Source organism: Terrabacter sp. NPDC000476, assembly GCF_040300125.1.
In the GTDB taxonomy this organism is placed as follows: Bacteria; Actinomycetota; Actinomycetes; order Actinomycetales; family Dermatophilaceae; genus Terrabacter.
Genome location: NZ_JBEPDF010000001.1, coordinates 153,719 through 178,512, shown reverse-complemented (window position 1 = coordinate 178,512; position 24,794 = coordinate 153,719). Strand labels below are relative to the sequence as shown.

General features: G+C 72.7%; 22 protein-coding genes. 11 read left to right on the top strand and 11 right to left on the bottom strand.

Going from position 1 to position 24,794, the window contains the following annotated elements; genetic code table 11:
- Window positions 1–48 precede the first annotated feature (48 nt).
- Entirely contained in the window at window positions 49–1,008 is a 960-nt protein-coding gene (locus ABT295_RS00795) for a CDP-alcohol phosphatidyltransferase family protein (protein WP_352392524.1), read from the bottom strand.
- A gap of 116 nt (window positions 1,009–1,124) precedes the next feature.
- On the opposite strand from ABT295_RS00795, the gene ABT295_RS00790 reads away from it, so the two are divergent.
- The 5 genes from ABT295_RS00790 to ABT295_RS00770 all read left to right on the top strand — a co-directional run bounded on the left by ABT295_RS00790 (window position 1,125) and on the right by ABT295_RS00770 (window position 5,298).
- On the top strand, window positions 1,125–1,835 hold the full coding sequence (locus tag ABT295_RS00790; protein WP_352392523.1) for an ABC transporter ATP-binding protein: 711 nt from the start codon (window positions 1,125–1,127) through the stop codon (window positions 1,833–1,835).
- A gap of 5 nt (window positions 1,836–1,840) precedes the next feature.
- Window positions 1,841–2,632, top strand: coding sequence for an ABC transporter permease (locus ABT295_RS00785; protein WP_352394666.1), 792 nt, complete (start codon window positions 1,841–1,843; stop codon window positions 2,630–2,632).
- Window positions 2,633–2,712: 80 nt separating this feature from the next.
- Window positions 2,713–3,195, top strand: coding sequence for a DUF2231 domain-containing protein (locus tag ABT295_RS00780; protein WP_352392522.1), 483 nt, complete (start codon window positions 2,713–2,715; stop codon window positions 3,193–3,195).
- 100 nt (window positions 3,196–3,295) lie between these two features.
- Complete coding sequence (locus ABT295_RS00775) at window positions 3,296–4,261, top strand: COX15/CtaA family protein (RefSeq protein WP_352392521.1); 966 nt, start codon at window positions 3,296–3,298, stop codon at window positions 4,259–4,261.
- A 23-nt stretch (window positions 4,262–4,284) separates the two neighbouring features.
- Window positions 4,285–5,298 carry an NUDIX hydrolase gene (locus ABT295_RS00770; RefSeq protein ID WP_352392520.1) on the top strand — a complete coding sequence of 338 codons (1,014 nt, stop codon included), beginning with the start codon at window positions 4,285–4,287 and terminating at the stop codon, window positions 5,296–5,298.
- Between the two features lie 51 nt (window positions 5,299–5,349).
- Here the strand turns inward: ABT295_RS00770 and ABT295_RS00765 are convergent, their stop codons facing one another.
- On the bottom strand, window positions 5,350–6,324 hold the full coding sequence (locus tag ABT295_RS00765) for a heme o synthase (RefSeq protein ID WP_502991061.1): 975 nt from the start codon (window positions 6,322–6,324) through the stop codon (window positions 5,350–5,352).
- Window positions 6,325–6,595: 271 nt separating this feature from the next.
- Here ABT295_RS00765 and tkt point away from each other — a divergent pair, with 271 nt between their 5' ends.
- From tkt to pgl, 6 genes are read left to right on the top strand one after another with little or no spacing between them, the layout of a single operon-like run.
- Window positions 6,596–8,875 carry a transketolase gene (tkt, locus tag ABT295_RS00760; protein WP_352392518.1) on the top strand — a complete coding sequence of 760 codons (2,280 nt, stop codon included), beginning with the start codon at window positions 6,596–6,598 and terminating at the stop codon, window positions 8,873–8,875.
- Window positions 8,876–8,880: 5 nt separating this feature from the next.
- The gene (tal, locus tag ABT295_RS00755; RefSeq protein ID WP_352392517.1) at window positions 8,881–9,993 is read left to right on the top strand and encodes a transaldolase; all 1,113 of its coding nucleotides are present in this window, start codon (window positions 8,881–8,883) and stop codon (window positions 9,991–9,993) included.
- Entirely contained in the window at window positions 9,990–11,636 is a 1,647-nt protein-coding gene (locus ABT295_RS00750) for a phosphoglucose isomerase-related protein (RefSeq protein WP_352392516.1), read from the top strand. Before tal ends, ABT295_RS00750 begins: the two co-directional genes overlap by 4 nt.
- Complete coding sequence (gene zwf, locus ABT295_RS00745) at window positions 11,633–13,174, top strand: glucose-6-phosphate dehydrogenase (protein WP_352392515.1); 1,542 nt, start codon at window positions 11,633–11,635, stop codon at window positions 13,172–13,174. The genes ABT295_RS00750 and zwf overlap by 4 nt, the downstream gene beginning before the upstream one ends.
- Window positions 13,171–14,538: a glucose-6-phosphate dehydrogenase assembly protein OpcA gene (locus ABT295_RS00740; protein ID WP_352392514.1), complete on the top strand. Its 1,368-nt coding sequence runs from the start codon at window positions 13,171–13,173 to the stop codon at window positions 14,536–14,538. Before zwf ends, ABT295_RS00740 begins: the two co-directional genes overlap by 4 nt.
- A complete protein-coding gene (pgl, locus tag ABT295_RS00735) occupies window positions 14,535–15,287 on the top strand; it encodes a 6-phosphogluconolactonase (protein ID WP_352392513.1) in 753 nt (250 codons plus the stop codon). The genes ABT295_RS00740 and pgl overlap by 4 nt, the downstream gene beginning before the upstream one ends.
- A 66-nt stretch (window positions 15,288–15,353) precedes the next feature.
- Here the strand turns inward: pgl and ABT295_RS00730 are convergent, their stop codons facing one another.
- From ABT295_RS00730 to uvrC, 9 genes are all read right to left on the bottom strand, one after another.
- A complete protein-coding gene (locus tag ABT295_RS00730; protein WP_081633871.1) occupies window positions 15,354–15,704 on the bottom strand; it encodes an RNA polymerase-binding protein RbpA in 351 nt (116 codons plus the stop codon).
- A gap of 13 nt (window positions 15,705–15,717) precedes the next feature.
- A complete protein-coding gene (gene secG / locus ABT295_RS00725; protein WP_188031918.1) occupies window positions 15,718–15,963 on the bottom strand; it encodes a preprotein translocase subunit SecG in 246 nt (81 codons plus the stop codon).
- Between the two features lie 165 nt (window positions 15,964–16,128).
- Window positions 16,129–16,941, bottom strand: coding sequence for a triose-phosphate isomerase (gene tpiA, locus ABT295_RS00720; RefSeq protein ID WP_352392512.1), 813 nt, complete (start codon window positions 16,939–16,941; stop codon window positions 16,129–16,131).
- On the bottom strand, window positions 16,941–18,149 hold the full coding sequence (locus ABT295_RS00715) for a phosphoglycerate kinase (protein WP_352392511.1): 1,209 nt from the start codon (window positions 18,147–18,149) through the stop codon (window positions 16,941–16,943). Before ABT295_RS00715 ends, tpiA begins: the two co-directional genes overlap by 1 nt.
- A 108-nt stretch (window positions 18,150–18,257) precedes the next feature.
- A complete protein-coding gene (gene gap / locus ABT295_RS00710; protein ID WP_352392510.1) occupies window positions 18,258–19,262 on the bottom strand; it encodes a type I glyceraldehyde-3-phosphate dehydrogenase in 1,005 nt (334 codons plus the stop codon).
- Window positions 19,263–19,436: 174 nt separating this feature from the next.
- A complete protein-coding gene (whiA, locus tag ABT295_RS00705) occupies window positions 19,437–20,417 on the bottom strand; it encodes a DNA-binding protein WhiA (RefSeq protein ID WP_352392509.1) in 981 nt (326 codons plus the stop codon).
- Window positions 20,418–20,825: 408 nt separating this feature from the next.
- On the bottom strand, window positions 20,826–21,791 hold the full coding sequence (locus ABT295_RS00700; protein WP_352392508.1) for a gluconeogenesis factor YvcK family protein: 966 nt from the start codon (window positions 21,789–21,791) through the stop codon (window positions 20,826–20,828).
- Between the two features lie 9 nt (window positions 21,792–21,800).
- Window positions 21,801–22,718, bottom strand: coding sequence for an RNase adapter RapZ (rapZ, locus tag ABT295_RS00695; protein ID WP_345505499.1), 918 nt, complete (start codon window positions 22,716–22,718; stop codon window positions 21,801–21,803).
- Window positions 22,715–24,763 (bottom strand): excinuclease ABC subunit UvrC, encoded by a 2,049-nt coding sequence (gene uvrC / locus ABT295_RS00690; RefSeq protein WP_352392507.1) that lies wholly within the window; start codon window positions 24,761–24,763, stop codon window positions 22,715–22,717. Before uvrC ends, rapZ begins: the two co-directional genes overlap by 4 nt.
- Window positions 24,764–24,794: the final 31 nt, after the last annotated feature.

Sequence of the window (24,794 nt, the reverse complement as noted above, 5' to 3'; positions counted from 1 at the left end):
GTGACGTAATTGGGAAGGCCGGGTCCAGTCAGGGGACCCTAACCGGGATCAGCGGGGCGCGGTGTGGCCGCCGTCGTCGTCGTGGTCGAAGTCGAGGTCGCCGTCCTCGCCGTCGTCGCCCTCGTCCGCGTCGTCCACCTCGGGGGGCATGATGACCGACGGCATCCGCACGCGGGGCGGCGCGACGGCGTCGTCGCCGAACCAGCGGCGCCGCAGCGGGGCGGTCGCCCAGCCGAGCGGGCAGGTGAGCACGTAGCCGTAGGCGAGCGCCATGCCGGTCGCGCCCGGGAGGAGCACGAGGCCGAGCACGACGACGACCCCGATCGGCACCGTGATGCGCAGGTGGCGCGGCGAGAGCAGGTCGCGGAACGAGCGGAACCGGAACGACGACGCCATCAGGGCCGCCGGCAGCACGCCCGCGGCGACGGGCACGAGCGGGGCCCAGTCGTAGAGGGGGTCGCCGATCGCGAGGACCGTCGAGATGACGACCCCGGCCGCCCCCGGGCTCGCGAGCCCGACGAAGTAGCGCTTGTCGGCGAGCGGGTCGATCGTCACGTTGAAGCGCGCGAGGCGGTAGGCCGCGCACGCCAGCCAGAACATCGCGCCCGCCCACGCCCAGACCGGGTAGGCCGGCAGGGCCCACGTGTAGACGAGCACCGCCGGCGCGATGCCGAAGGAGATGAGGTCGGCCAGCGAGTCGAACTGGAGCCCGAAGGGCGTGATCGCCCCGACGGCTCGGGCCACCGCGCCGTCGCAGATGTCGAGCACGATCGAGATGCCGACGAGCACGGCCGCCGTGCGGAAGTGGCCCTGGAACGACAGGAGCACCGAGCTGAAGCCGCAGAGCATGTTCCCGAGCGTGAAGAGGCTGGGCAGCGTGGCCCGGGCACGCACGCGCGGGTTGAGCCGGTCGAGCGGGATGACGCGCGCGCCGGTGGCCGACACGAGCCGCATCCGGCGACTCACACGGTCGCGGCGTCGGTCCTGGGCGGCTGGGTCGATCGTCACGGGTGGCTCCGTCAGGGTCGCTCGGTGGGTCGCGCCGGCCGGGTCTGGGGGGCCGGCGACCGGTGCGGCCGGTGCGATGACCGGCGTGGTCGGGACCGAGCCTAGACTCATGAGTCATGACCGCCGCGGTGACACTGTCCGATCTGCACCGCTCGTTCGGTCGGGTCACCGCCCTCGACGGCCTCACGTGGTCGGCTCCGGCCGGGCGCGTGACGGCCGTGCTGGGTCCCAACGGAGCCGGCAAGACGACCGCCGTCGAGTGCGCCGTCGGCCTGGCCCGCCCCGAGCGCGGTGCGGTGCGCGTGCTCGGCGCCGACCCGTGGCAGGCCGACGCCGACCACCGGGCCCGCGTCGGGGTCATGCTCCAGGCGGGCGGCCTGCCCAACGGCACGAAGCCGCTGCGCCTGCTGCGCCACCTCGCGCGCCTCTACGCCGACCCCCTCGACGTCGACGACGTCGCGGAGCGCCTCGGCGTGACGCAGTTCGCCGGCACGACCGTACGCCGCCTCTCGGGCGGGCAGAAGCAGCGGCTCGCGCTCGCCGCGGCCCTGCTCGGCCGCCCCGAGGTGCTCTTCCTCGACGAGCCCGCCGCTGGGCTCGACCCGCACGGCCGCCTCGACGTCTGGGACCTCGTCGCCGCGCAGCGCGACGCCGGCACGACCGTCGTCGTCACCACCCACTCCTTCGAGGAGGCCGAGCGCCTCGCCGACCACCTCGTCATCATGAATGCCGGCCGCACCGTCGCGGAGGGCACGCCCGGGTCGGTGACCTCCGGGCGCACGCTCGAGGACGTCTACTTCAGCCTGACCCGCAAGGGAGCCGCGTGAGCACCATCCCGACCTCGCCGACCGCCCCGGGCACCGCAACCGGCACGGGCCGCGCGCACGCCGCGCCGCCCCGGCAGCGCGTGCTCGCGCAGGCGCGCTTCGAGGTGGGCAGCCTGCTGCGCAACGGCGAGCAGCTCCTCGTCTCGCTCGTGCTGCCCGCGATGGCTCTCGTCGGCCTGCACCTCAGCACCGCGCCGTCGCTCGGCCCGGGCGACCGCACCGCCCTGGCCGTGGCCGGCGTGGCGGCGCTCTGCGTCGTGTCGGCCGCCTTCACCTCGCAGGCGATCGCGACCGGCTTCGACCGGCGCTACGCCGTGCTGCGCTACCTCGGGGTCACCCCGCTCGGGCGCGGCGGGCTCGTCGCCGCGAAGGTGCTCGCGACGCTCGCCGTCGAGGTCGTGCAGCTCGCGCTCATCGCCGTGCTCGGCCTCGCCCTCGGGTGGCGTCCGGCCGTCGCCGGGCTCGCGTGTGCCGCCCTCTTCGTCGTGGTCGGCACGTGGGCCTTCGTCGCGCTCGCCCTCCTGCTCGCCGGCACGCTGCGGGCCGAGGCCGTGCTCGCCGTCGCCAACCTCGTCTGGGTCGTGCTGCTCGCCGTCGGCGGCGTCGTCGTGCCGCGCACCGAGCTGCCGGCCGGGGTGTCGCACGCCGTCGGCCTGCTGCCGTCAGCGGGCCTCGGCGACGGGCTCCGCTCGGCCCTCGTCGCCGGGGAGCTGAACCTGCCGGCCCTGCTCGTCGTCCTCGGGTGGGCAGGCGTCGCGACGGCGCTCGCGGCGCGGCTGTTCCGCTTCGACGACTGACCGGGTGAGACTGGCCGGGTGAGGCCGGCGGTGCGGAGCACCACCGGAACCGAAGCACCCCCGCACCCCTGGAGGCGACGTTGTTCGACTACATCCTCGGCCTGCCGATGCACGCCCTCGTGATCCACGCCGTCGTCGTGCTCGTGCCCCTGTCGGGCCTGCTCGCCATCGGCTACGTCGCCCGCCCCGACTGGCGACGCGTGCTGCGCTGGCCGACCGCAGCCGGCGCGCTCGTCTCCGGCGTGACGGCGTTCGTCGCGGCCGAGAGCGGCGAGGCCCTCCAGCGCCGGGTGTCGCAGGTGCGGGCGAGCACGACCGACTTCGAGCTGCTCACCCGGCACACGACGTGGGGCGACCGGGCCAAGCTCCTGTGCCTCGTCTTCATGGTGCTGACCCTCGTGGCGCTCTGGTTCGTTCGGCCGCCCGAGGAGGAGTCGCCGCGCGGCCACGCCTTCGACGTCCTCATCGGGACCCTCGTCGTGCTCGCCGCCGTCGCGGCCATCACGACCGTCGTCATCGCCGGGCACGCCGGCTCGCAGGTGGTCTGGGACGGCCTGGCCTGAGCCGGGCACGCGCCCGGCACGAGCCGGGAAGCCGGCCCAGCACCCGGCCCAGCACCCGGCCGGGCACCGGGCACCCCGCCGCCCGGCATACCCTTGGAGGGTGTCCTCCACCCCCACCGTGACCGGCGCGGAACCGTCGGTGCGCACCGGGCGCGTCGCTCGTGTCGTCCGCCACCTCCCACGCCTGCCCGCGAGGTGGGTCCGCCCCGTGCTCGTCGCGAACCTCGTCGGCGAGGTCGGCATCGTCGTGACGGGCGGTGTCGTGCGCCTCACCGGCAGCGGCCTGGGGTGCAGCACCTGGCCGGAGTGCCAGCCGGGCTCGTTCACCCCGGTGCGCACGCCCGAGAGCGCCTACCACGACCTCGTCGAGTTCGGGAACCGGACGCTGACCGGGGTCGTCGCCGTGCTCGCCCTCGTCACCCTCTACGTCGTGCTGACGACGTGGCCCGACCGCCGGCGCATGCAGCTGGTCGCGGTCGGCGTGCTCGCCGGCATCCCGGCCCAGGCGGTGCTCGGCGGCATCACGGTGCTGACGGGGCTCAACCCGTGGCTCGTCATGAGTCACTTCCTGCTCTCGATGGTGCTCGTCGCCTTCTCGACCGCGCTCGTGCGCGGCTCCCGCGACGAGGTCTCCGGCCCGGGCGAGCTCGTCGTGCACCCGCTCGCGCGCCGGCTCGCCCTCGGCACGAGCGCCGTCGGCGCGGTCGTCCTCCTGCTCGGCACGATCGTCACCGGCTCGGGCCCGCACTCGGGCGACGCCGACAAGCCGGCCCGCACCGGCTTCGACCCGCGCTTCGTCTCGTGGATGCACGCCGACGCCGTCATGCTCTTCGTCGGGCTCGTGGTCGCCACGCTCGTCGCCGTGCGCATCACCGCGACGACCGACCGGGCGAGGCGGTCCTGGGACATGGTGCTCGTCGTGACGCTCGCGCAGGGGCTCGTCGGCTACGTGCAGTACTTCACCGGGCTGCCGGAGGTGCTCGTGCTCGTGCACATGCTCGGCGCGAGCCTGCTCGTCGTCACCCTCACCGTCGGCGTGCTCTCCACCCGCCGGAACCCGGTCTGACGCGCGGTGCCTAGGCTGGGCGCGTGACCGACCAGCCGACCCTGCGCGACGGCGAGCTCGTGCTCCGCCCGTGGGAGCTCGACGACAGCGCGGTCACGCGCACGCTGCACGACCCCGAGATCGCGCGCTGGTTCGACTTCCCGCACACGGCGCCCCCGGAGGACGAGCACCTCGCGTGGATCGAGGGCACGCACGCCGAGTGGGCCGAGCGGCGCAAGGCGACCTTCGTCGTCGACTGGCGCGGTGAGCTCGCCGGCACCGTCGACGTGCGCGTGCAGGAGCCGGGCGTCGGCGTCCTCTCGTGGGCCGTCTACGCCCCCTTCCGTGGCCACGGCATCGCGTGGCGCGCCGTGCGTCTGCTCGTCGAGTGGGCCTTCGAGGCGCTCGCGCTCGAGCGCGTCGAGGCCCACGTCAACCCCGACAACCGCGCGTCGGTGCGCACGGCGCTGCGGGCCGGCCTGCGCCGCGAGGGACGGCTGCGCGGCAACGCCGTGCTCGCCGGCGTGCGCCAGGACACCCTCGTGCTCGGGCGCCGCCGCGACGACCCGCACCCCGACACCCGCGAGGGCTTCACCTCGATGCTCGACTCCACCCTGCCGACGAAGCGCGCCATCGCCCAGGGCGTGCTGCGCTCGACGACGGGCGGCCTGCTGCTCTGCGAGCTCGTCTACAAGCGCGAGTGGGACCTCCCCGGCGGCGTCGTCGACCAGCACGAGTCACCGGCGGCCTGCGTCGTGCGCGAGGTCCGCGAGGAGCTCGACCTCGAGGTGCGCGCCGGCGAGCTGCTCGCCGTCAACTGGCTGCCGCCGCTGCAGGGGTGGGCCGACGCGACCGTCTTCGTCTTCGACCTCGGCACCGTCGAGCCCGATGCCGCCGCGCGGGCCCACCTGCAGGCCCGCGAGATCCGCGCGGTGCACTGGACCGGTCCCGACGACTGGGCCACCCGGGTGGCGCCCTACAACGCGCGCCTGCTGCAGCGCCTGCACCAGCACAGGGGCGGCACGCTCTACCTCGAGGACGGCGCGCCGACCCGCTGAGCCCGCCGGCCGGCATACGGCCTCGGCGACCGCCTGGTCAGGAGGGACCGGTCAGGAGAAGAACGGCAGCGGCAGGTGCCAGACCGGGTCGATCGCGACACCGACGAAGAGGATCGTCAGGTACGTGATGGAGAAGTGGAAGAGGCGCATCGGGCGCAGCACGTCCTCGGCGACGCCTGCACGGGCCTTGGCGAGGAGGCGGTGCGCCTCCAGGAGGAAGAGCGCGCCCGAGACGACCGCGGCCACGGTGTAGACCCAGCCGACCTGCTGCACCGGGATGAGCGCGAGCGACGTCAGCACCATGGCCCACGAGTAGACGACGATCTGGCGCGCGACGACGACGAAGCGCTCGACGACCGGCAGCATCGGCACGTGCGCCGACGCGTAGTCGTCCTTGTAGCGCAGCGACAGCGGCCAGTAGTGCGGCGGCGTCCAGAAGAAGATGACGAGGAAGAGGATGAATGCCGACCAGCTGAGCGAGTCGGTGACGGCCGACCAGCCGATGAGCACCGGCATGCAGCCGGCCGCGCCGCCCCACACGATGTTCTGCGCCGTGCGGCGCTTGAGCAGCAGGGTGTAGCCGAAGACGTAGAAGAGCAGCGCCGCCAGGGCGAGCCAGGCGCTCAGCCAGTTGACGAGCAGGCCGAGCCACAGCGTCGAGGCGACGGCGAGGCCGACGCCGAAGACGAGGGCCGCGCGCGGGCTCACCGTGCCGGTGACGAGGGGGCGCTTGCTCGTGCGGTGCATGACCGCGTCGATGTCGCGGTCGATGTAGCAGTTGAGCGTGTTCGCCGCGCCCGCCGACAGGGTGCCGCCGACGACCGTCGCGACGACGAGCCAGAGGTCCGGCACGCCCTGCTCCGCGAGGAACATGACGGGGATCGTCGTGATGAGGAGCAGCTCGATGATCCGCGGCTTCATCAGCGAGACGTACTGTCCGATCAGGAACTTCAGTCCACTGCCGTCCGGACCGTTCAGCGCCGAGAGGTCGGCGCGGGGGTCCACCGTTGTCACTGACATCCTCACCGCTGGTACGTCGCTCCGACCGGGGGGTACGGAACCGTTGCGTCGCAAGTCTAGACCGTCGGCGCGGACGGTCGGCACCGCACCAGCACGAGCACGTACCGCCCCTCGGGCGAGGTGTCGTCCCCTCCGAGCCGGGGACTAGGCTCGATCCCGTACGCGATCCGCCGTGTCGAAGGAGAACCGTTCCGTGCCCACCGCTGCGTCCAGCACCACCGCCCCGGCGAAGAAGCCCACCCGATCCAGCACCGCGAGAACGGGAAAGGCGAAGGGCGTGCTGGCACAGCGTGACCCGGGCCTCCCGCTCCCCCGCGCGAAGAAGGCCGGCTGGAGCGACCTCGACGTCCGGGCCGTCGACACGACGCGCCTCCTCGCGGCCGACGCCGTGCAGAAGGTCGGCAACGGCCACCCCGGAACGGCCATGTCGCTCGCACCGCTCGCCTACCTGCTCTACCAGAACGTCATGACGCACGACCCGTCCGACCCGACGTGGCTCGGGCGCGACCGCTTCGTGCTCTCGTGCGGCCACTCGAGCCTGACGCAGTACGTCCAGCTCTACCTCAGCGGCTACGGCCTCTCGCTCGACGACCTCAAGTCGCTGCGCACGTGGGGCTCGCTGACGCCCGGCCACCCCGAGGTGCACCACACCCCCGGCGTCGAGATCACGACCGGGCCGCTCGGCTCGGGCCTCGCCTCCGCCGTCGGCATGGCGATGGCCCAGCGCCGCCAGCGCGGCCTCTTCGACCCGGACGCCAAGCCCGGCACCAGCCCCTTCGACCACTCGGTCTACGTCATCGCCTCCGACGGCGACATGCAGGAGGGCGTCTCGCACGAGGCCTGCGCCCTCGCGGGCCACCAGGAGCTCGGCAACCTCACCGTCGTCTACGACGCCAACCAAATCTCCATCGAGGACGACACCGACATCGCCTTCAGCGAGGACGTCGCGGCGCGCTTCGAGGCGTACGGCTGGCACGTCGTCGAGGTGGACTGGCGCCAGGACGCGAACGGCGCGACCTACGTCGAGGACGTCGACGCCCTGCTCGCCGCCATCCGCTCCGGCGACAAGGTGACGAACAAGCCGACCCTCGTCGTGCTCCACACGATCATCGCGTGGCCCGCCCCGACGAAGCAGAACACCGGCAAGTCGCACGGCTCGGCCCTCGGCGACGAGGAGATCGGCGCGACGAAGGAGCTGCTCGGCTTCGACCCGAAGAAGTCCTTCGCCGTCGAGCCGGCAGTGCTCAAGCACGCCCGCGACGTCGTCAAGCGCGGCAAGGCCGCGCACCGCGAGTGGAACACCTCGTTCAAGGCGTGGCGCAAGGCCAACCCGGACCGTGCGGCCCTGCTCGACCGCATCCTCGCCGGCGACGCCCCCGCGGGGCTCGCCAAGGCGCTGCCGACGTTCCCCGCCGACGAGAAGGGCGTCGCCACGCGCGCCGCCTCCGGCAAGGTGCTGACCGCGCTCGCCGACGTCATGCCCGAGCTCTGGGGCGGCTCCGCCGACCTCGCCGAGTCGAACAACACGACGATGGAGGGCCAGCCCTCCTTCATCCCGTCGGGCAAGCAGACGTCGACGTGGAAGGGCGGCCCCTTCGGGCGCACGCTGCACTTCGGCATCCGTGAGAACGGGATGGGCATGATCCTCAACGGGATCGCGCTCGAGGGCCTGACCCGGCCCTACGGCGGCACCTTCCTCGTCTTCTCCGACTACATGCGACCGGCCGTGCGCCTCGCGGCGATCCAGCAGGCGCCCGTGACGTACGTGTGGACCCACGACTCCATCGGCCTCGGCGAGGACGGCCCGACGCACCAGCCGATCGAGCACCTCGCCTCGCTCCGCGCGATCCCCGGCCTCGACGTCGTGCGCCCCGCGGACGCCAACGAGACGGCGGCGGCGTGGGCGCAGATCCTCACCAACACCGACGGCCCGGCCGCCCTGTGCCTCACCCGTCAGCCGGTGCCGACGTGGGACCGGAAGAAGTACGGGAAGACGAGCGGTGTCGCCAAGGGCGCCTACGTGCTCGTCGAGGAGTCGCGTGCGGGTGACCCGGACGTCGTCCTCGTCGCCACCGGCTCCGAGGTGCAGCTCGCCGTGGCCGCGGCCGAGAAGCTCGAGAAGTCGCGCATCTCGACGCGCGTCGTGTCGATGCCGTGCCGGGAATGGTTCGAGAAGCAGAGCCGTTCCTACCAGGACAAGGTTCTGCCGCCGGCAGTCCGCGCCCGTGTCAGCGTCGAGGCGGGGATCTCGATGGGCTGGCACGACGTCGTCGGTGACGCCGGGCGCATCGTCAGCATCGAGCACTTCGGCGCCTCGGCCGACCAGGCGACCCTCTACCGCGAGTTCGGCATCACCGCCGAGGCCGTCGTCAAGGCCGCCAAGGACTCCCTCAAGGCCGCCGGTCGCGCCGCCACGAAGGCGCCCGGTGTCACCGAGACCAACCCGGCCCGCGCGGCCCAAAGCGCGTCCACGGACGTCATGGGTGGCGACGCGGGGACCGGCAGCGGCAACGCCGCCGGCGCGGCAGCCGCATCCGCTACGAGCAAGGGGAAGTGAACAGCATGACCAACCCGAACACCCAGGCCCTGTCCGACGCCGGAGTCTCCATCTGGCTCGACGACCTGTCCCGCGAGCTCATCGAGACCGGCAAGATCTCCGACCTCATCACCGAGCGCAACGTCGTCGGCCTGACGTCGAACCCGTCGATCTTCCAGGCCGCGCTCTCCAAGGGCGAGCGCTACAACGACGACCTCGCCGCCCTGACCAAGGACGGCAAGAACGTCGAGGAGGTCGTGCACGAGCTGACGACGTCCGACGTGCGCAACGCCTGCGACCTCTTCCTCCCGCTCTACGAGTCCACGAAGGGCGTCGACGGCCGCGTCTCGATCGAGGTCGACCCGCGCCTGGCCCACGACACGGACAAGACCGTCGCGCAGGCGAAGTCGCTCCACGACGCCGTCGGCCGCGAGAACGTCCTCATCAAGATCCCCGCGACGAAGGCCGGCCTGCCGGCCATCACCGCCGTCATCGCCGAGGGCATCAGCGTCAACGTGACGCTGATCTTCTCGCTCGAGCGCTACCGGGCCGTCATGAACGCCTACCTCGAGGGCCTCGAGAAGGCGCACGCCGCCGGCCACGACCTGTCGAAGATCCACTCGGTCGCCTCGTTCTTCGTCTCGCGCGTCGACACCGAGATCGACAAGCGGCTCGACGCCATCGGCACCGACGAGGCCAGGGGCCTCAAGGGCAAGGCCGGCCTGGCCAACGCCCGCCTCGCCTACCAGGCGTTCGAGGAGGTCTTCTCGACGCCGCGCTGGGGCACGCTCGCCGAGGCCGGCGCCAACGCGCAGCGCCCGCTCTGGGCCTCGACCGGCGTCAAGGACCCGGCCTACCCCGACACGATGTACGTCACCGAGCTCGTCACGGCGAACGTCGTCAACACGATGCCCGGCGCGACGCTCGAGGCGACCGCCGACCACGGCGACGTGCACGGCGACACCGTGACCGGTGGCTACGAGCTCGCGAGCAACCTGCTCGACGACCTCGAGCGCGTCGGCGTCTCCTACACCGAGGTCGTCGACCTGCTCGAGACCGAGGGCGTCGAGAAGTTCGAGAAGGCCTGGGGCGAGCTGCTCGACGGCGTCACCGCGGAGATGGAGAAGGTGACCGCATGAGCTCGCTGTCCGTCAGCGCATCAGGAGCTGCGGCGGACGCGATCGGGAGGCACGTGCCGGGCCTGGTCGAGGACGCCGTCGCGAGCCGCCTCTTCGCCAAGGACGCCACCCTGTGGGGTCCGGATGCCGAGTCCGAGTCGCGGATCCGCCTCTCCTGGGTGGGCCTCCCCCGTTCCTCGCGCCCGCTCGTCGGCGAGATCGCCGCGATGCGCGAGTCGTTCGCCGAGCAGGGCCTGACGCACGTCGTGCTCTGTGGCATGGGTGGCTCGTCGCTCGCCCCCGAAGTCATCTGCGCCACCGCCGGCAAGCCGCTCGTCGTGCTCGACTCCTCCGACCCCGACTACGTGCGCCGCGCGCTCGGTGACGACCTCGAGCACACCGTCGTCGTGGTCTCGAGCAAGTCGGGTTCCACGGTCGAGACCGACTCGCAGCGCCGCGCCTACGAGCAGGCGTTCACCGACGCCGGCATCGACCCGGCCGCGCGCATCGTCGTCGTCACCGACCCCGGCAGCCCGCTCGACGCCGAGTCGCGGGAGAAGGGCTACCGCGTCGTCAACGCCGACCCCGAGGTCGGCGGGCGCTACTCCGCCCTCACCGCCTTCGGCCTCGTGCCGAGCGGCCTGGCCGGCGTCGACGTCGAGGGCCTCCTCGACGACGCCGAGTCGGTGGCCGACCTGCTCGCCGAGGACGACGACGCCAACCCCGGGCTGCGCCTGGGCGCGGCCATGGGGGGCACCGACCCGCTGCGCGACAAGCTCGTGCTCGTCGACGACGGCTCCGGCATCGTCGGTTTCGCCGACTGGGCCGAGCAGCTCATCGCCGAGTCGACCGGCAAGAACGGCACGGGCGTGCTGCCCGTCGTCGTCGGCGGCGACTCCGACCCCGAGGTCACCTGGCCTGCCGCCGACGTCACGGTGGCGCGCCTCGTCGACGCGGATGCCGAGGGCGCCGGCGACGGCGCCGCCTCCGAGGTGCGGGTCGGCGGGGCGCTCGGTGCCCAGCTGCTCCTCTGGGAGGTCGCCACCGCGGTCGCCGGGCGCCTGCTCGGCATCAACCCCTTCGACCAGCCGGACGTCGAGAGCGCCAAGAAGGCCGCGCGCGCCCTGCTCGACCAGGGCACCGGCGCGAGCGAGGCCCCGGCCGCCACCGACGGTGCGGTCGAGATCCGCGCCCTCGGTGGCAGCGACGGCTCGGGCGGCTGGCTCGGCGACGCGACCACCGTGCCCGCGGCGCTCGACGCGCTCTTCGCCCAGCTCGACGCCGACCGCGGCTACGTCGCCGTCATGGCCTACCTCGACCGCCTCGCGGACGCCGACCTCGCCGAGTGCCGGGTGCCGCTCGCGCGGCGCACCGAGCGCCCGACGACCTTCGGCTGGGGCCCGCGCTTCCTGCACTCCACCGGCCAGTTCCACAAGGGCGGCCCCGCGCTCGGCGTCTACCTCCAGGTGACGACGGCCCCCAAGGAGGACCTCGCCATCCCCGGCCGCGAGTTCACCTTCGGCGACTTCATCGGCTCGCAGGCCGGCGGCGACGCCGCCGTGCTCGCCGAGCACGGTCGCCCCGTGCTGCAGCTGCACCTCACCGACCACGACGCCGGTCTCGCGCAGCTGCGCGAGGTGCTGGCCGGCGGAGGGCGTGCATGAGCCCGGCGCGGATCGCCCACGGCCAGAACCCGCTTCGCACCGCAGAGGACAAGCGCCTGCCCCGCATCGCGGGGCCGTGCGGCCTCGTCCTCTTCGGCGTGACGGGTGACCTCGCCCGCAAGAAGCTGATGCCGGCCATCTACGACCTCGCGAACCGCGGGCTGCTGCCGCCGGGCTTCTCGCTCATCGGGTTCGCCCGGCGCGACTGGGCCACGCAGGACTTCGGCCAGGTCGTCCACGACGCCGTGAAGCAGCACGCGCGGACGCCCTTCAGCGAGGACGTCTGGCGCAACCTCTCCGAGGGGTTCCGCTTCGTGCCCGGCACGTTCGACGACCCGGTCGCCTTCGACCTGCTCGCCAAGACCGTAGCCGACCTCGACCGCGACCGCGGCACCGGCGGCAACCACGCGTTCTACCTCTCGATCCCGCCGAGCTTCTTCGCGACGGTGTGCGAGCAGCTCGAGCGGTGCGGCCTGACGAGCGCCGACGGCGACAGCTGGCGCCGCGTCATCATCGAGAAGCCCTTCGGCCACGACCTCAAGAGCGCCCAGGAGCTCAACGAGATCGTCGAGGGCGTCTTCCCGCCGGACTCGGTCTTCCGCATCGACCACTACCTCGGCAAGGAGACGGTGCAGAACCTGCTGGCGCTCCGTTTCGCCAACCAGCTCTTCGAGCCGGTGTGGAACGCCAACTACGTCGACCACGTGCAGATCACGATGGCCGAGGACATCGGCATCGCGGGCCGCGCGGGCTACTACGACGGCATCGGCGCGGCTCGCGACGTCATCCAGAACCACCTGCTCCAGCTGCTGGCCCTGACCGCGATGGAGGAGCCGGTCTCCTTCGACGCCAAGGACCTTCGCGCGGAGAAGGAGAAGGTGCTCTCGGCCGTCCGCCTGCCCGCCGACCTCGACAAGGGTGCCGCGCGCGGCCAGTACGGGTCGGGGTGGCAGGGCGCCGAGGAGGTCGTCGGCTACCTCGCCGAGGACGGCGTCGACGCGGCCTCCACGACCGAGACCTTCGCGGCGGTGACCCTCGAGGTCGACACCCGACGCTGGGCCGGCGTGCCGTTCTACCTGCGCACCGGCAAGCGCCTCGGCAAGCGCGTCACCGAGATCGCCGTCGTGTTCAAGCGGGCGCCGCACCTGCCCTTCGAGCACACCGCGACGGAGGAGCTCGGCCAGAACGCGATCGTCATCCGCGTGCAGCCCGACGAGGGCGTCACCCTGCGCTTCGGCTCCAAGGTGCCCGGCGCGCAGATGGAGGTGCGCGACGTGACGATGGACTTCGGCTACGGCTCGTCGTTCACCGAGGCCTCGCCCGAGGCGTACGAGCGGCTCATCCTCGACGTGCTGCTCGGCGACCCGCCGCTCTTCCCGCGGCACGAGGAGGTCGAGTCGTCCTGGCGGATCCTCGACCCGCTCATGAAGCACTGGGCCAAGTCGGGCAAGCCGGAGCAGTACCCCGCCGGCACGTGGGGGCCGCCCTCGGCCGACCGGATGCTCGAACGCGACGGACGCACGTGGAGGATGCCGTGATCCGCGACCTGACCGACACCACGACGACGGGCATCAGCAAGACGCTCGTGCGGCTGCGCAACGAGGTCGGCGCCATGGCGCTCGGCCGGGTGCTCACCCTCGTCGTCGTCGTCGAGGACACCGACGCCCAGCGCGCCATCGACGTCGCCAACCAGGCGAGCCGGCAGCACCCCTGCCGCATCATCGTCGTCATCTCCGGCGACCGCCGCGGCAAGAACCGCCTCGACGCGCAGATCCGCCTCGGCGGCGACGCCGGCGCGAGCGAGATCGTCGTGCTGCGCCTCTACGGCAACCTCGCCAACCACGGCCCGAGCGTCGTCGTTCCGCTGCTGCTGCCCGACTCCCCCATCGTCGCGTGGTGGCCGGGCGAGGCCCCGGCCGACGTCGCCAAGGACCCCATCGGGGCGATGGCGCAGCGCCGCATCACCGACGCCGCCGAGCACCGCAACCCGCGGCTCATGCTCAAGAAGCGGGCGGCGAGCTACAGGCCCGGCGACACCGACCTCGCGTGGACGCGGGTGACGCACTGGCGCGGCCTGCTCGCGGCCGCGCTCGACCAGCCGCCCTACGAGCCGATCACCGGGGCCGTCGTCAGTGGGGCGCCCGACTCCCCGTCGGCCGACCTGCTCGCCGGCTGGCTCTCCGTGCAGCTCAAGGTGCCGGTGCACCGGGTGTCGACCCCGCGAGGCTCCGGCATCACGGCCGTGCGCCTCGAGCGCAAGAGCGGCCCCGTCGACCTCGTGCGCCCCGGCGACGTCGTCGCGACGCTCTCGCAGTACGGCCAGCCGGACCGTCGGATCAGCCTGCCCCGGCGTGAGCTCCCCGAGAGCCTCGCCGACGAGCTGCGCCGCCTCGACCCCGACGAGACCTACGAGGCCGCGCTCGTGCAGGGCCTCAAGAAGCTGCTGCCCGTCCGCCTCACCGCGAGTGCGGCGGCCAAGGCCGGCAAGGCTCCCGACCCCGAGGAGGCCCGCAAGCTCGCGGCCCGCCTCGGCCGGGACGACTCGGCGCGCGAGGCCTCGGCGATGATCACGGCGCCGCCCGCGCCGGAGCACGCCGAGACCGAGCAGGTGCACGTCGCGGCCGCGCGCAAGCTCGCCGGCAAGCGCACCCAGCGCGAGAAGGAGACGGCGCGCAGCCGTGAGAAGGCGGCCACGAAGACCGCGGGCACCAAGGAGTCCGCGACCACGAAGAAGACCGCGGCCACGAAGAAGAGCGCGGGCGCCAAGAAGTCCGCGGCCACGAAGAAGACCGCCGGAGCCAAGAAGTCCGCGGCCACGCAGAAGACCGCCGGCGCCCGGAAGACCTCCGCCACGAGGTCGGCTGCGGCGAAGACCGGCACGGCACCACAGGCGTCGTCGTGACCGCCGACCCGCAGGTGCTCGTCCACGCGGACAAGCAGGCGCTCGCCGACGCGGCCGCGGCCCGGTTCGTCGTGGCGCTGCAGGAGGCGCAGTCGCGCACGCCCGAGGCGCAGGTCGCGCTGACGGGTGGGTCGATGGGCTCGGCGATCATCGCCGCGGTGGCCCGCCTGCCCGAGCGCGACACGGTGGACTGGCAGCGGGTGCGGGTGTGGTGGGGCGACGAGCGCTACCTGCCGGCCGGCGACCCCGACCGCAACGACACCCAGAACGACGAGGCCGGCCTGCTCGGGCTCGGGCTCGACCCCGCCAAGGTGCACCGGGTGGCCGGCCCGGACGCGTCCGGCAGCGCCGAGGAGAGCGCGGACGCCTACGCCCGCTCGATCCGCGAGCACGGCCAGGGCGGCTGGGACGTCGTGCTCTTCGGCGTCGGTCCGGACGGGCACGTCGCCTCGCTCTTCCCGCACCACCCCGCCCAGCGCGTCACCGACGCGATCGCCGTGGCGGTGCACGACTCCCCCAAGCCGCCGCCCGACCGCGTCAGCCTGACGTTCGAGTGCTTCGAGCGCAGCCGGCAGGTCTGGTTCCTCGTTTCGGGCGCCGACAAGGCAGAGGCCGTCGCCGCCGCCCAGGCACCGGGCGCCGACCGCTGGGACGTGCCGGCCGCCGGACCGCGGGGCAGCGAGGCCACGCTGTGGCTCGTCGACGAGCCCGCGGCATCCGGCCTCGGCGACGACCGACAGCCGCAGTGACACGACGAAGGGCCCGGGATCGCTCCCGGGCCCTTCGTCGTGTCTGGTCGCGAGGCGACCGTCAGGTCACTGGATGAGGCCGCGCTCGCGCAGCGTGCTGAGGGCCTCGTCGAGGATGGCCGCGCCGTCGGCGTCGCTGCGCCGCTCCTTCACGTAGGCCAGGTGCGTCTTGTAGGGCTCGACCTTCGGCGGGGCCGGCGGGTTGTCCTTGTCCTGCCCGGCCGGGAAGCCGCAGCGGGGGCAGTCCCACGTCTCGGGGAGCACCATGCCGGGCTCCTCGGCGAAGCTGGGGCGCGTCTCGTGCCCGTTGGAGCACCAGTACGAGATGTGGACGCGGGGGGCGGCGTCGCCGCGCTCGGCCTCGCCCATGGGGCCGGCGCCGACCCGGCTGCCGCGAATGGCGTTTCCGCTTGCCATGTGTGGGTTCCTCTCAGCTCGCGAAACGGGCCAGGAGGCCCAGACCGATGATGGATGCCGCCCAGACGGCCGCGACGGCCACGGTGAACCGGTCGAGGTTGCGCTCGGCCACCGAGGAGCCGCCGAGCGAGGTCGACATGCCGCCGCCGAACATGTCGGACAGGCCACCACCCTTGCCCTTGTGCAACAGGATGAACAGGGTCAGGACCATGCTGGACAGCACCAGCAGGACCTGCAGCACGATGCGAACCGCATCCACGTGGTCACTCCAAATCGTCGGGCTCTCGGGGCTTGCGGGCCGCAGCCCGCCGCCCGCGCGTTCCGGGCTGGTCCCGGTCGTGTTCCGGGGCTCGGGCAAGGATACCTGCCCGCACGCCCGTCGGCCGAACGCACCACTCGGGTGCGTCCGGCCGACGGCGGCTCGTCAGGACGTCGCGAGGTGGTCGCGGTAGCGGCAGATCGACGCGAACTCGGTCGGGTCGATCGAGGCGCCGCCCACGAGCGCGCCGTCGACGTCCTCCTGGGCCATGATCGAGGCCACGTTGTTCGCCTTGACGCTGCCGCCGTAGAGCACGCGCACGGCGTCGGCGACGTCGCCGCCGTAGAGGTCGGCGAGCAGGTTGCGCACGGCTGCGCAGACCTCCTGCGCGTCGTCCGGGGTGGCGACCTCGCCGGTGCCGATGGCCCAGATGGGCTCGTAGGCGATGACGATGGTGGCGGCCTGCTCCTTGGTGACGCCCTCGAGCGCCGCGCGCAGCTGGGCGACGACGTGCTCGACCTGGCCGCCCTCCTTGCGCACCTCGAGCGCCTCGCCGCAGCAGAGGATCGGCGTCAGCCCGTGGGCGTATGCCGCCCGCACCTTCGCGCCGACGACCTCGTCGGTCTCGCCGTGACCCTCACGACGCTCGCTGTGGCCGACGACGACGTACGTGCAGCCGAGCTTGGCGAGGAACGCGCCGGAGATGTCGCCCGTGTAGGCACCGGACGTGTGGGGCGAGAGGTCCTGCGCGCCGTAGCGCAGCTCGAGCTTGTCGCCCTCGACGAGCGTCTGCACGGAGCGTAGGTCGGTGAACGGCGGCAGCACGGCGACCTCGACGGCCGTGTGGTCGTGCTTGGCGTCGCGCAGCGTCCAGTCGAGCTTCTGCACGAGGTGCGTGGCCTGGAAGTGGTCGAGGTTCATCTTCCAGTTGCCGGCCATGAGCGGCACGCGGCCGACCTGCTTGCTGTCCTTCGCCATCAGGCGCCACCCTCCTCGAGAACGGTCAGACCGGGCAGCTCCTTGCCCTCGAGGTACTCGAGGCTCGCGCCGCCACCGGTCGAGATGTGGCCGAACTGCTCGTCGTCGAAGCCGAGCTGGCGCACGGCCGCGGCCGAGTCGCCGCCACCGACGACGGTGAGCGCGCCGCGCGCGGTGATGTCGACGAGCGCCTCGGCGAGGGCCTTGGTGCCGTCGGCGTAGGGCGCCATCTCGAACGCGCCCATCGGGCCGTTCCAGAAGACGGTGCGGCAGTCGGTGAGCTTCTCGGCGAAGAGACGGCTCGACGCCGGTCCGATGTCGAGGCCCATCCGCTCGGCCGGGATCGCGTCGACGGCGACGACCTCGTGGTCGGCGTCGGCGCTGAACGCGTCGGCGGCCACGACGTCGACGGGGAGCACGATCTCGACGCCCTCCTTCTCGGCACGCTCGAGGTAGCCCTTGACCGTGTCGATCTGGTCGGCCTCGAGCAGGCTCTTGCCGACCTCGTGGCCCTGCGCCGCGAGGAAGGTGAAGACCATGCCGCCGCCGATGAGCAGACGGTCGGCGGTGCCGAGCAGGTTGCCGATGACGCCGAGCTTGTCGGACACCTTCGCGCCACCGAGCACGACGGCATACGGCCGCTCGGGGTCCTGCGTGAGGCGACGCAGCACGTCGACCTCGGTGGAGACGAGCTGGCCGGTGGCGTGCGGCAGCAGGCGCGCGACGTCGTAGACCGACGCCTGCTTGCGGTGCACGACGCCGAAGCCGTCGGAGACGAAGACGTCTGCGAGAGAGGCGAGCTCGCCGGCGAACTCGGCGCGCTCCTCGTCGGTCTTGGCGGTCTCGCCGGCGTTGAAGCGGAGGTTCTCGAGGAGCAGCACCTGGCCGTCCTCGAGCGCCGCGGCCTTGGCCTTGGCGTCGTCGCCGACGGTGTCCTCGGCGAAGACGACGTCGGTGCCGAGCACCTCGCCGAGGCGCTTCGCCACGGGGGCGAGCGAGTACTTGGCCTCCGGCGCGCCCTTGGGGCGGCCGAGGTGGGCGCAGACGACGACGCGCGCGCCGGCGTCCGTCAGGCCCTTGATCGTCGGGGCCGACGCGCGGATGCGGCCGTCGTCGGTGATCGTCGTGCCGTCGAGCGGCACGTTGAGGTCGGACCGGACGAGCACGCGCTTGCCGCGCAGGTCGCCGAGGTCGCTGGTGGTCTTCACGCGGGATGCCTCTTCGTCAGTTGGTGGTGCAGCCGGGCATGGAGGCGGCCACCGCCCCGACGCGCTCCGGTGTCGACGGCGGGAGCGCCGGGGCGGTGGCCGAGTGGCTCAGAGGCTCTTGCCGACGAGCGCGACGAGGTCGACGAGGCGGTTGGAGTAGCCCCACTCGTTGTCGTACCAGCCGACGACCTTGACCTGGTTGCCGATGACCTTGGTGAGGCCGGCGTCGAAGATGCACGAGGCGGGGTCGGTCTCGATGTCCTTGGAGACGATCTCGTCCTCGGTGTAGACGAGGAAGCCCTTGAGCGGGCCCTCGGCGGCGGCCTTGACCGCGGCGTTGACCTCCTCGACCGTCGTCTCGCGGCCGGCCTCGAAGGTGAGGTCGGTGGCCGAGCCGGTCGGCACCGGCACGCGCAGCGCGTAGCCGTCGAGCTTGCCCTTGAGCTCGGGCAGCACGAGCGAGACGGCCTTGGCCGCACCCGTCGTGGTGGGCACGATGTTGAGGGCGGCGGCGCGGGCGCGGCGGAGGTCCTTGTGCGGGGCGTCCTGCAGGTTCTGGTCCTGCGTGTAGGCGTGGATCGTCGTCATGAGCCCCTTGACGATGCCGAACTCGTCGTTGAGGGCCTTGGCCATCGGCGCGAGGCAGTTCGTCGTGCACGAGGCGTTGGAGATGACGGTGTGCTTCTCGGCGTCGTAGAGGTCGTGGTTGACGCCCATGACGATGGTGATGTCCTCGTTCTTGGCCGGGGCCGAGATGATGACCTTCTTGGCTCCACCGTCGATGTGCGCCTTCGCCTTCTGCGCGTCGGTGAAGAAGCCGGTGGACTCGACGATGACGTCGGCGCCGACACCGGCCCAGTCGATGGCGGCGGGGTCGCGCTCCTCGAAGACGCGGATCGCCTTGCCGTCGACGATGATCGACGTGTCGTCGTAGGTGACCTCGCCGGGGAAGCGGCCCAGGATCGAGTCGTACTTGAGCAGGTGGGCGAGGGTCTTGTTGTCCATGAGGTCGTTGGTGGCCACGACCTCGATGTCGGCTCCGGACGCCACGATGGCGCGGAAGAAGTTGCGGCCGATGCGGCCAAAGCCGTTGATACCAACGCGAACGGTCACTGCTGTGCACCTCTTCGGTGAGACTGTGTGTCGGACGAACTGCCAGACCAACGGTCGCCCCGTTGCGACCTCGATCACGTCCACCCTAGTGCGTCACCTCTGCTGGCGACCCGGGAGTCTCAGGGTCGGGTGAGCGTGCGCTCAGCCCTCCCGGGGCCCGTCGAGTGCGGCCGGTCAGCTCTCGAGCATGTCGGCGGTGAGGTTGGCGTCGGTGCCGGGCACCCCGAGCTCCTCGGCACGCTTGTCGGCCATCGCGAGCAACCGCCGGATGCGGCCCGCCACGGCGTCCTTCGTCATCGGCGGCTGGGCGAGCTGGCCGAGCTCCTCGAGGCTCGCCTGCTTGTGCTCGAGGCGCAGCACCCCGGCCTCGCGCAGGTGGTCGGGGATCTCCTCGCCGAGCAGCTCCATGGCGCGCTCGACGCGGGCCCCGGCGGCGACGGCGGCGCGGGCCGACCGGCGCAGGTTGGCGTCGTCGAAGTTGGCGAGCCGGTTGGCCGTCGCGCGCACCTCGCGGCGCATCCGGCGCTCCTCCCAGGCGAGCACGGCGTCGTGCGCCCCGAGGCGGATGAGCATGGCGCCGATGGCGTCGCCGTCGCGGATGACGACGCGGTCGACGCCGCGCACCTCACGGGCCTTGGCCTGGATGCCGAGGCGACGGGCCGCACCGACGAGGGCGAGCGCTGCCTCCGGGCCCGGGCAGGTGATCTCGAGGGCCGACGAGCGGCCGGGCTCGGTGAGCGAGCCGTGCGCGAGGAACGCGCCGCGCCACGCAGCCTCGGAGTCGCATGTCGCCGCGCTGACGACCTTGGGCGGCAGGCCGCGCACCGGCCGGCCCCGCGAGTCGATGAGCCCGGTCTGGCGGGCGAGGGTGGCGCCCTCTTCGACGACCCGGACGACGTAGCGCGAGCTGCGGCGCAGGCCGCCGGCGGCGAGCACGAGGACGTCGCTCTTGTGCCCGTAGACCTCCGCGATGTTGCGGCGCAGCCGGCGCGCGGCGTTCGCGGTGTCGAGCTCGGCCTCGACGACGATCTGGCCGCCGATGATGTGCAGACCCCCGGCGAAGCGCAGCATCGTGGACACCTCGGCCTTGCGACAGCAGGGTTTGGTCACCTCGAGGCGGGAGAGCTCGTCCTTCACCTTTGCTGTCATGGCCATGCCCGCCATCCTGCCACCCGGATCAAGCACCCGAGACCGCGAGCCCCTTCCCCCGTCGAAATGCCAGAGTCTGCGGGTCCCCCACCGTCGAAAGGCCAGAGTCTGCGGGTCCCCCACCGTCGGGAGGCCAGTCCGTGCGGGTCTGCTGCGCGTCCCGCACGCCCGAGCAGTCACCAGCCCACCGAGGTCGTATGCCGTCCGCAGCCGGAGCCACGCCCGCACGCACCAGCGGATCGGCACCGGGTGGCATACCTCGTCACGAACGGTGGCCACTCGACCGCTTGGTCACCGCGAAGCTTGTCCCCTCGACGATTGGGGACCCGCAAGCGGTGGCCCCTCGACGGTTGGGGACCCGCAAGCGGTGGCCTTTCGACAGTGGGGGACCCGCAAAGAGTGGCCTTTCGACGGTCAGTCGATGACGTCCCTGAGCGCTGCCGCGAGCCGCAGGGGGTCGTGGACCCCCGGCTCGCCCCGCGCGGACACCGGGGCGACGACGAGCTCGGCCCCGAGGTCGGTCGCCGCGGCCTGCAGCGAGGCCGGGTCGGAGACGACGCTCGGGTCGGCGAGCACGACGTCGAGGCGCAGGTCGGGGGCGTTCGCGGCGAACGAGGCGAGGTGGTCCTCCGCCCGGAAGTCGCGTGTCTCGCCCTTGCCGACCTCGAGGTTGAGGTTGAGCAGGCGACGGGCCGGGGTGGCCACGAGGGCGTCGGCCAGGCCGGGGACGAGCAGGTGCGGCATGACCGACGTGAACCACGAGCCGGGCCCGAGCATGACCCAGTCGGCCTCGCCGACGGCCGCCAGCGCCTCGGCGCACGGCTCGGGGCAGGTCGGCACGATGCCGATCGACGACACGACCCCGGGCGACGACGCGACGCGGTGCTGGCCGCGCACCTCGACCGTCGCGTCGGGCCGGTCCGGGTCGTGGCCGTGGATCTCCGCGACGATCTGCAGGGGCTCGGCCGCCATCGGCAGCACGCGACCCCGCGCCCCGAGGAGCCGGCCGACGAGGTCGAGACCGGCCACGGTGTCGCCGAGCAGCTCCCAGATGCTGACGATCATGAGGTTGCCGAGGGCGTGGCCGTTGAGCTCCCCGGAGCCCGCGAAACGGTGCTGGAGCACGTCGCGCCACGTGTGCCCCCAGTCGCTGTCGTCGCAGAGGGCCGACAGCGCCATCCGCAGGTCGCCGGGTGGCAGCACGTCGAACTCCTCGCGCAGCCGCCCGCTCGATCCGCCGTCGTCGGCGACGGTGACGACGGCGGTCACCTCGTCGGTGAGCAGGCGCAGGGCGGTCAGGGCCGCGGCGAGTCCGTGGCCACCTCCGAGGGCGACGATGCGCCGGTGGTGCGCCGAGGCGAGGGGGGTGCGGATGGTCACGGGCGGAGGCTACTCCCGGCCGAGGTCGCGGTGGACGACGAAGGTGTCGACGCGGTCGCGACCCCCGAGCCGGGCGCTCAGCGCCTCGGCCGTCGCCACCGAACGGTGCTTGCCGCCGGTGCAGCCGACGGCGACCGTGACGTAGCGGCGCCCCTCGCGGACGTAGCCGTCGATCATCGTGTCGAGCAGGTCGGCCGCGCGGTCGATGAACTCCCCCGCCCCGGGCTGCTTCATGACGAACTCGCTCACCGGCCGGTCACGTCCGGTGAGGGCGCGCAGCTCGGGCACCCAGTAGGGGTTGGGCAGGAACCGCATGTCGAAGACGACGTCGGCGTCGAGCGGCAGGCCGTACTTGAACCCGAACGACATGACCGCGATCCGCAGCTGCACCTGGCGGTCGCCGGCGAACAGCGACGAGAGCTTGGCGCTCAGCTGGTGGACGTTGAGGCCGGAGGTGTCGATGACGACGTCGGCCGACGACCGCAGGTCGAGCAGCAGCTCGCGCTCACGCTGGATGCCGTCGAGCAGCCGGCCCTGTCCCTGCAGCGGGTGCGGGCGACGGACGCTCTCGAAGCGGCGCACGAGCGCCTCGTCGGTGGCGTCGAGGAAGACGAGGCTCGGCCGCTCGCCGCGGCTGCGGGCCGCGCGGATGGCGTCGTCGAGCTGGGCGAACCAGCCCCCGGTGCGCACGTCGACGACGACCGCCACCTGCTGCGGGCGCACCGCGGGGTCGCGCTGCCGCGCCTGGTCGCGCAGCTCGGTGAGGTGCGTGAGCAGCTGCGGAGGCAGGTTGTCGACGACGAGCCAGCCGAGGTCCTCGAGGACGTTGGCGGTCGTGCTGCGACCGGCACCGCTCATGCCGGTGACGATGACGATGGGCGCGTCGGCCAGGGATGCACCCGGGTCGGGGCTTGGGTCGGCGGTCATTCGAGCACTTCTCCCGTCGTGAGGTTCACGGCCGGCTCCGGGGCGGCGCCCTGGGCCAGGTGCGTGACGATGGCGGAGGCGAGCGACGGTCCGATGCCGGGTACGGCCATGATGTCCGTCTCCTCCGCCGCCCGAAGTCGTTTCACCGAACCGAAGTGTCGCAGCAGCGCCTTCTGCCGGCTCTCCCCGAGGCCCGGGATGCCGTCGAGCTGCGAGGTCGTCATCGCCTTGGAGCGGCGCTGGCGGTGGAAGGTGATGGCGAAGCGGTGCGCCTCGTCGCGGAGTCGCTGGAGCAGGTAGAGACCCTCGCTCGTGCGCGGCAGGATGACCGGGTGGTCGTCGCGGGGCAGCCACACCTCCTCGAGCCGCTTGGCGAGGCCCACGAGTGCGACCTCCTCGATGCCGAGCTCGTCGAGCACGGCCTGGGCGGCGTTGACCTGCGGCAGGCCGCCGTCGACGACGACGAGGCTGGGCGGGTAGGCGAAACGCCGCGGCCGGCCCGTCTCGGGGTCGATCGGCCCCGACGGTGACGCATCACCGTCGTCGTCCCCGGTGCCCGGGGTGGCACCGCCGGCGGTGTCCCCACCGACGACGCCGGAAGACAGGTCGAGGTCTCCGGCGCCCTCGGCGTCCTCGAGGTAGCGCCGGAACCGGCGGGTCAGCACCTCGCGCATCGCGGCGGTGTCGTCGACGGTCACCGGCTCGTCGTCGGCGCCCGACGCCGTGCCGCGCACGATGAACCGGCGGTACTCGCTCTTGCGGGGCAGGCCGTCCTCGAAGACGACCATCGAGGCCACGACGTTGGTGCCCTGCACGTGGCTGACGTCGTAGCACTCGATGCGCAGCGGCGCGTCGTCGAGCCCGAGGTACTCCTGCAGCTCCTGCAGGGCCTTGCTGCGCAGCGTCAGGTCGCCCGCGCGGGCCACCTTGTGCCGGGCGAGCGACTGCTCGGCGTTGCGGCGCACCGTCTCGCTCAGGGTCCGCTTGTCGCCGCGCTGGGGCACCCGCACGGACACGGCCGAGCCACGCACCGACGAGAGCCACTCGGTGACGGCCTCGGGATCGGCGGGGAGCGTCGGCACGAGCACCTCACGCGGGATCGCCTCGCGCTCCACGTCGCCGTAGACCTGCAGCAGCAGGTGCTCGACGAGGCTCGGGAGGTCCTCGCTCTCCTTCTCGACGACCCAGCCGCGCTGACCGCGGATGCGGCCGCCGCGCACGTGGAAGACCTGGACCGCCGCCTCGAGGTCGTCGTCGGCGAGCGCGAAGACGTCGGCGTCGGTCGCGTCGCCGAGCACGACGGACTGCTTCTCGAGCGCCTTGCTGAGCGCCCCGATGTCGTCGCGGAGCCGGGCGGCCTGCTCGAAGTCGAGCTCCGCGGCCGCCTCCTTCATGCGGGTCTCGAGGCGCTTGACGAACCGCGTCGTGTTGCCCGTCATGAAGTCGCAGAAGTCCTCCGCGATGGCGCGGTGCTCGTCGGCGCTGACCCGGCCGACGCAGGGCGCCGAGCACTTGTCGATGTAGCCGAGCAGGCACGGGCGCCCGCTCGCGGCGGCCCGCTTGAACACCCCGGACGAGCAGGTGCGCACGGGGAAGACGCGCAGCAGCAGGTCGAGCGTCTCCCGGATCGCCCACGCGTGGCCGTAGGGGCCGAAGTAGCGCGTGCCCTTGCGCTTGGCGCCGCGCATGACCTGCGCGCGGGGGTACTCCTCCCCCATCGTGACGGCGAGGAAGGGGTAGGACTTGTCGTCGCGGTACTTGACGTTGAAGCGCGGGTCGAACTCCTTGATCCAGGAGTACTCGAGCTGGAGCGCCTCGACCTCGGTGCGCACGACCGTCCACTCGACGGAGGCGGCGGTCGTGACCATCGTCGCGGTGCGCGGGTGCAGCGCGGTGATGTCCTGGAAGTAGGACGAGAGCCGCGGGCGCAGCGACTTGGCCTTGCCGACGTAGATGACCCGGCCGTGGGCGTCCCGAAACCGGTAGACCCCCGGATCGGTCGGGATCTCCCCCGGCTTCGGTCGGTAGGTGCTCGGATGCGCCACGCCACCACCCTATGTCGGCCCACCGACGACG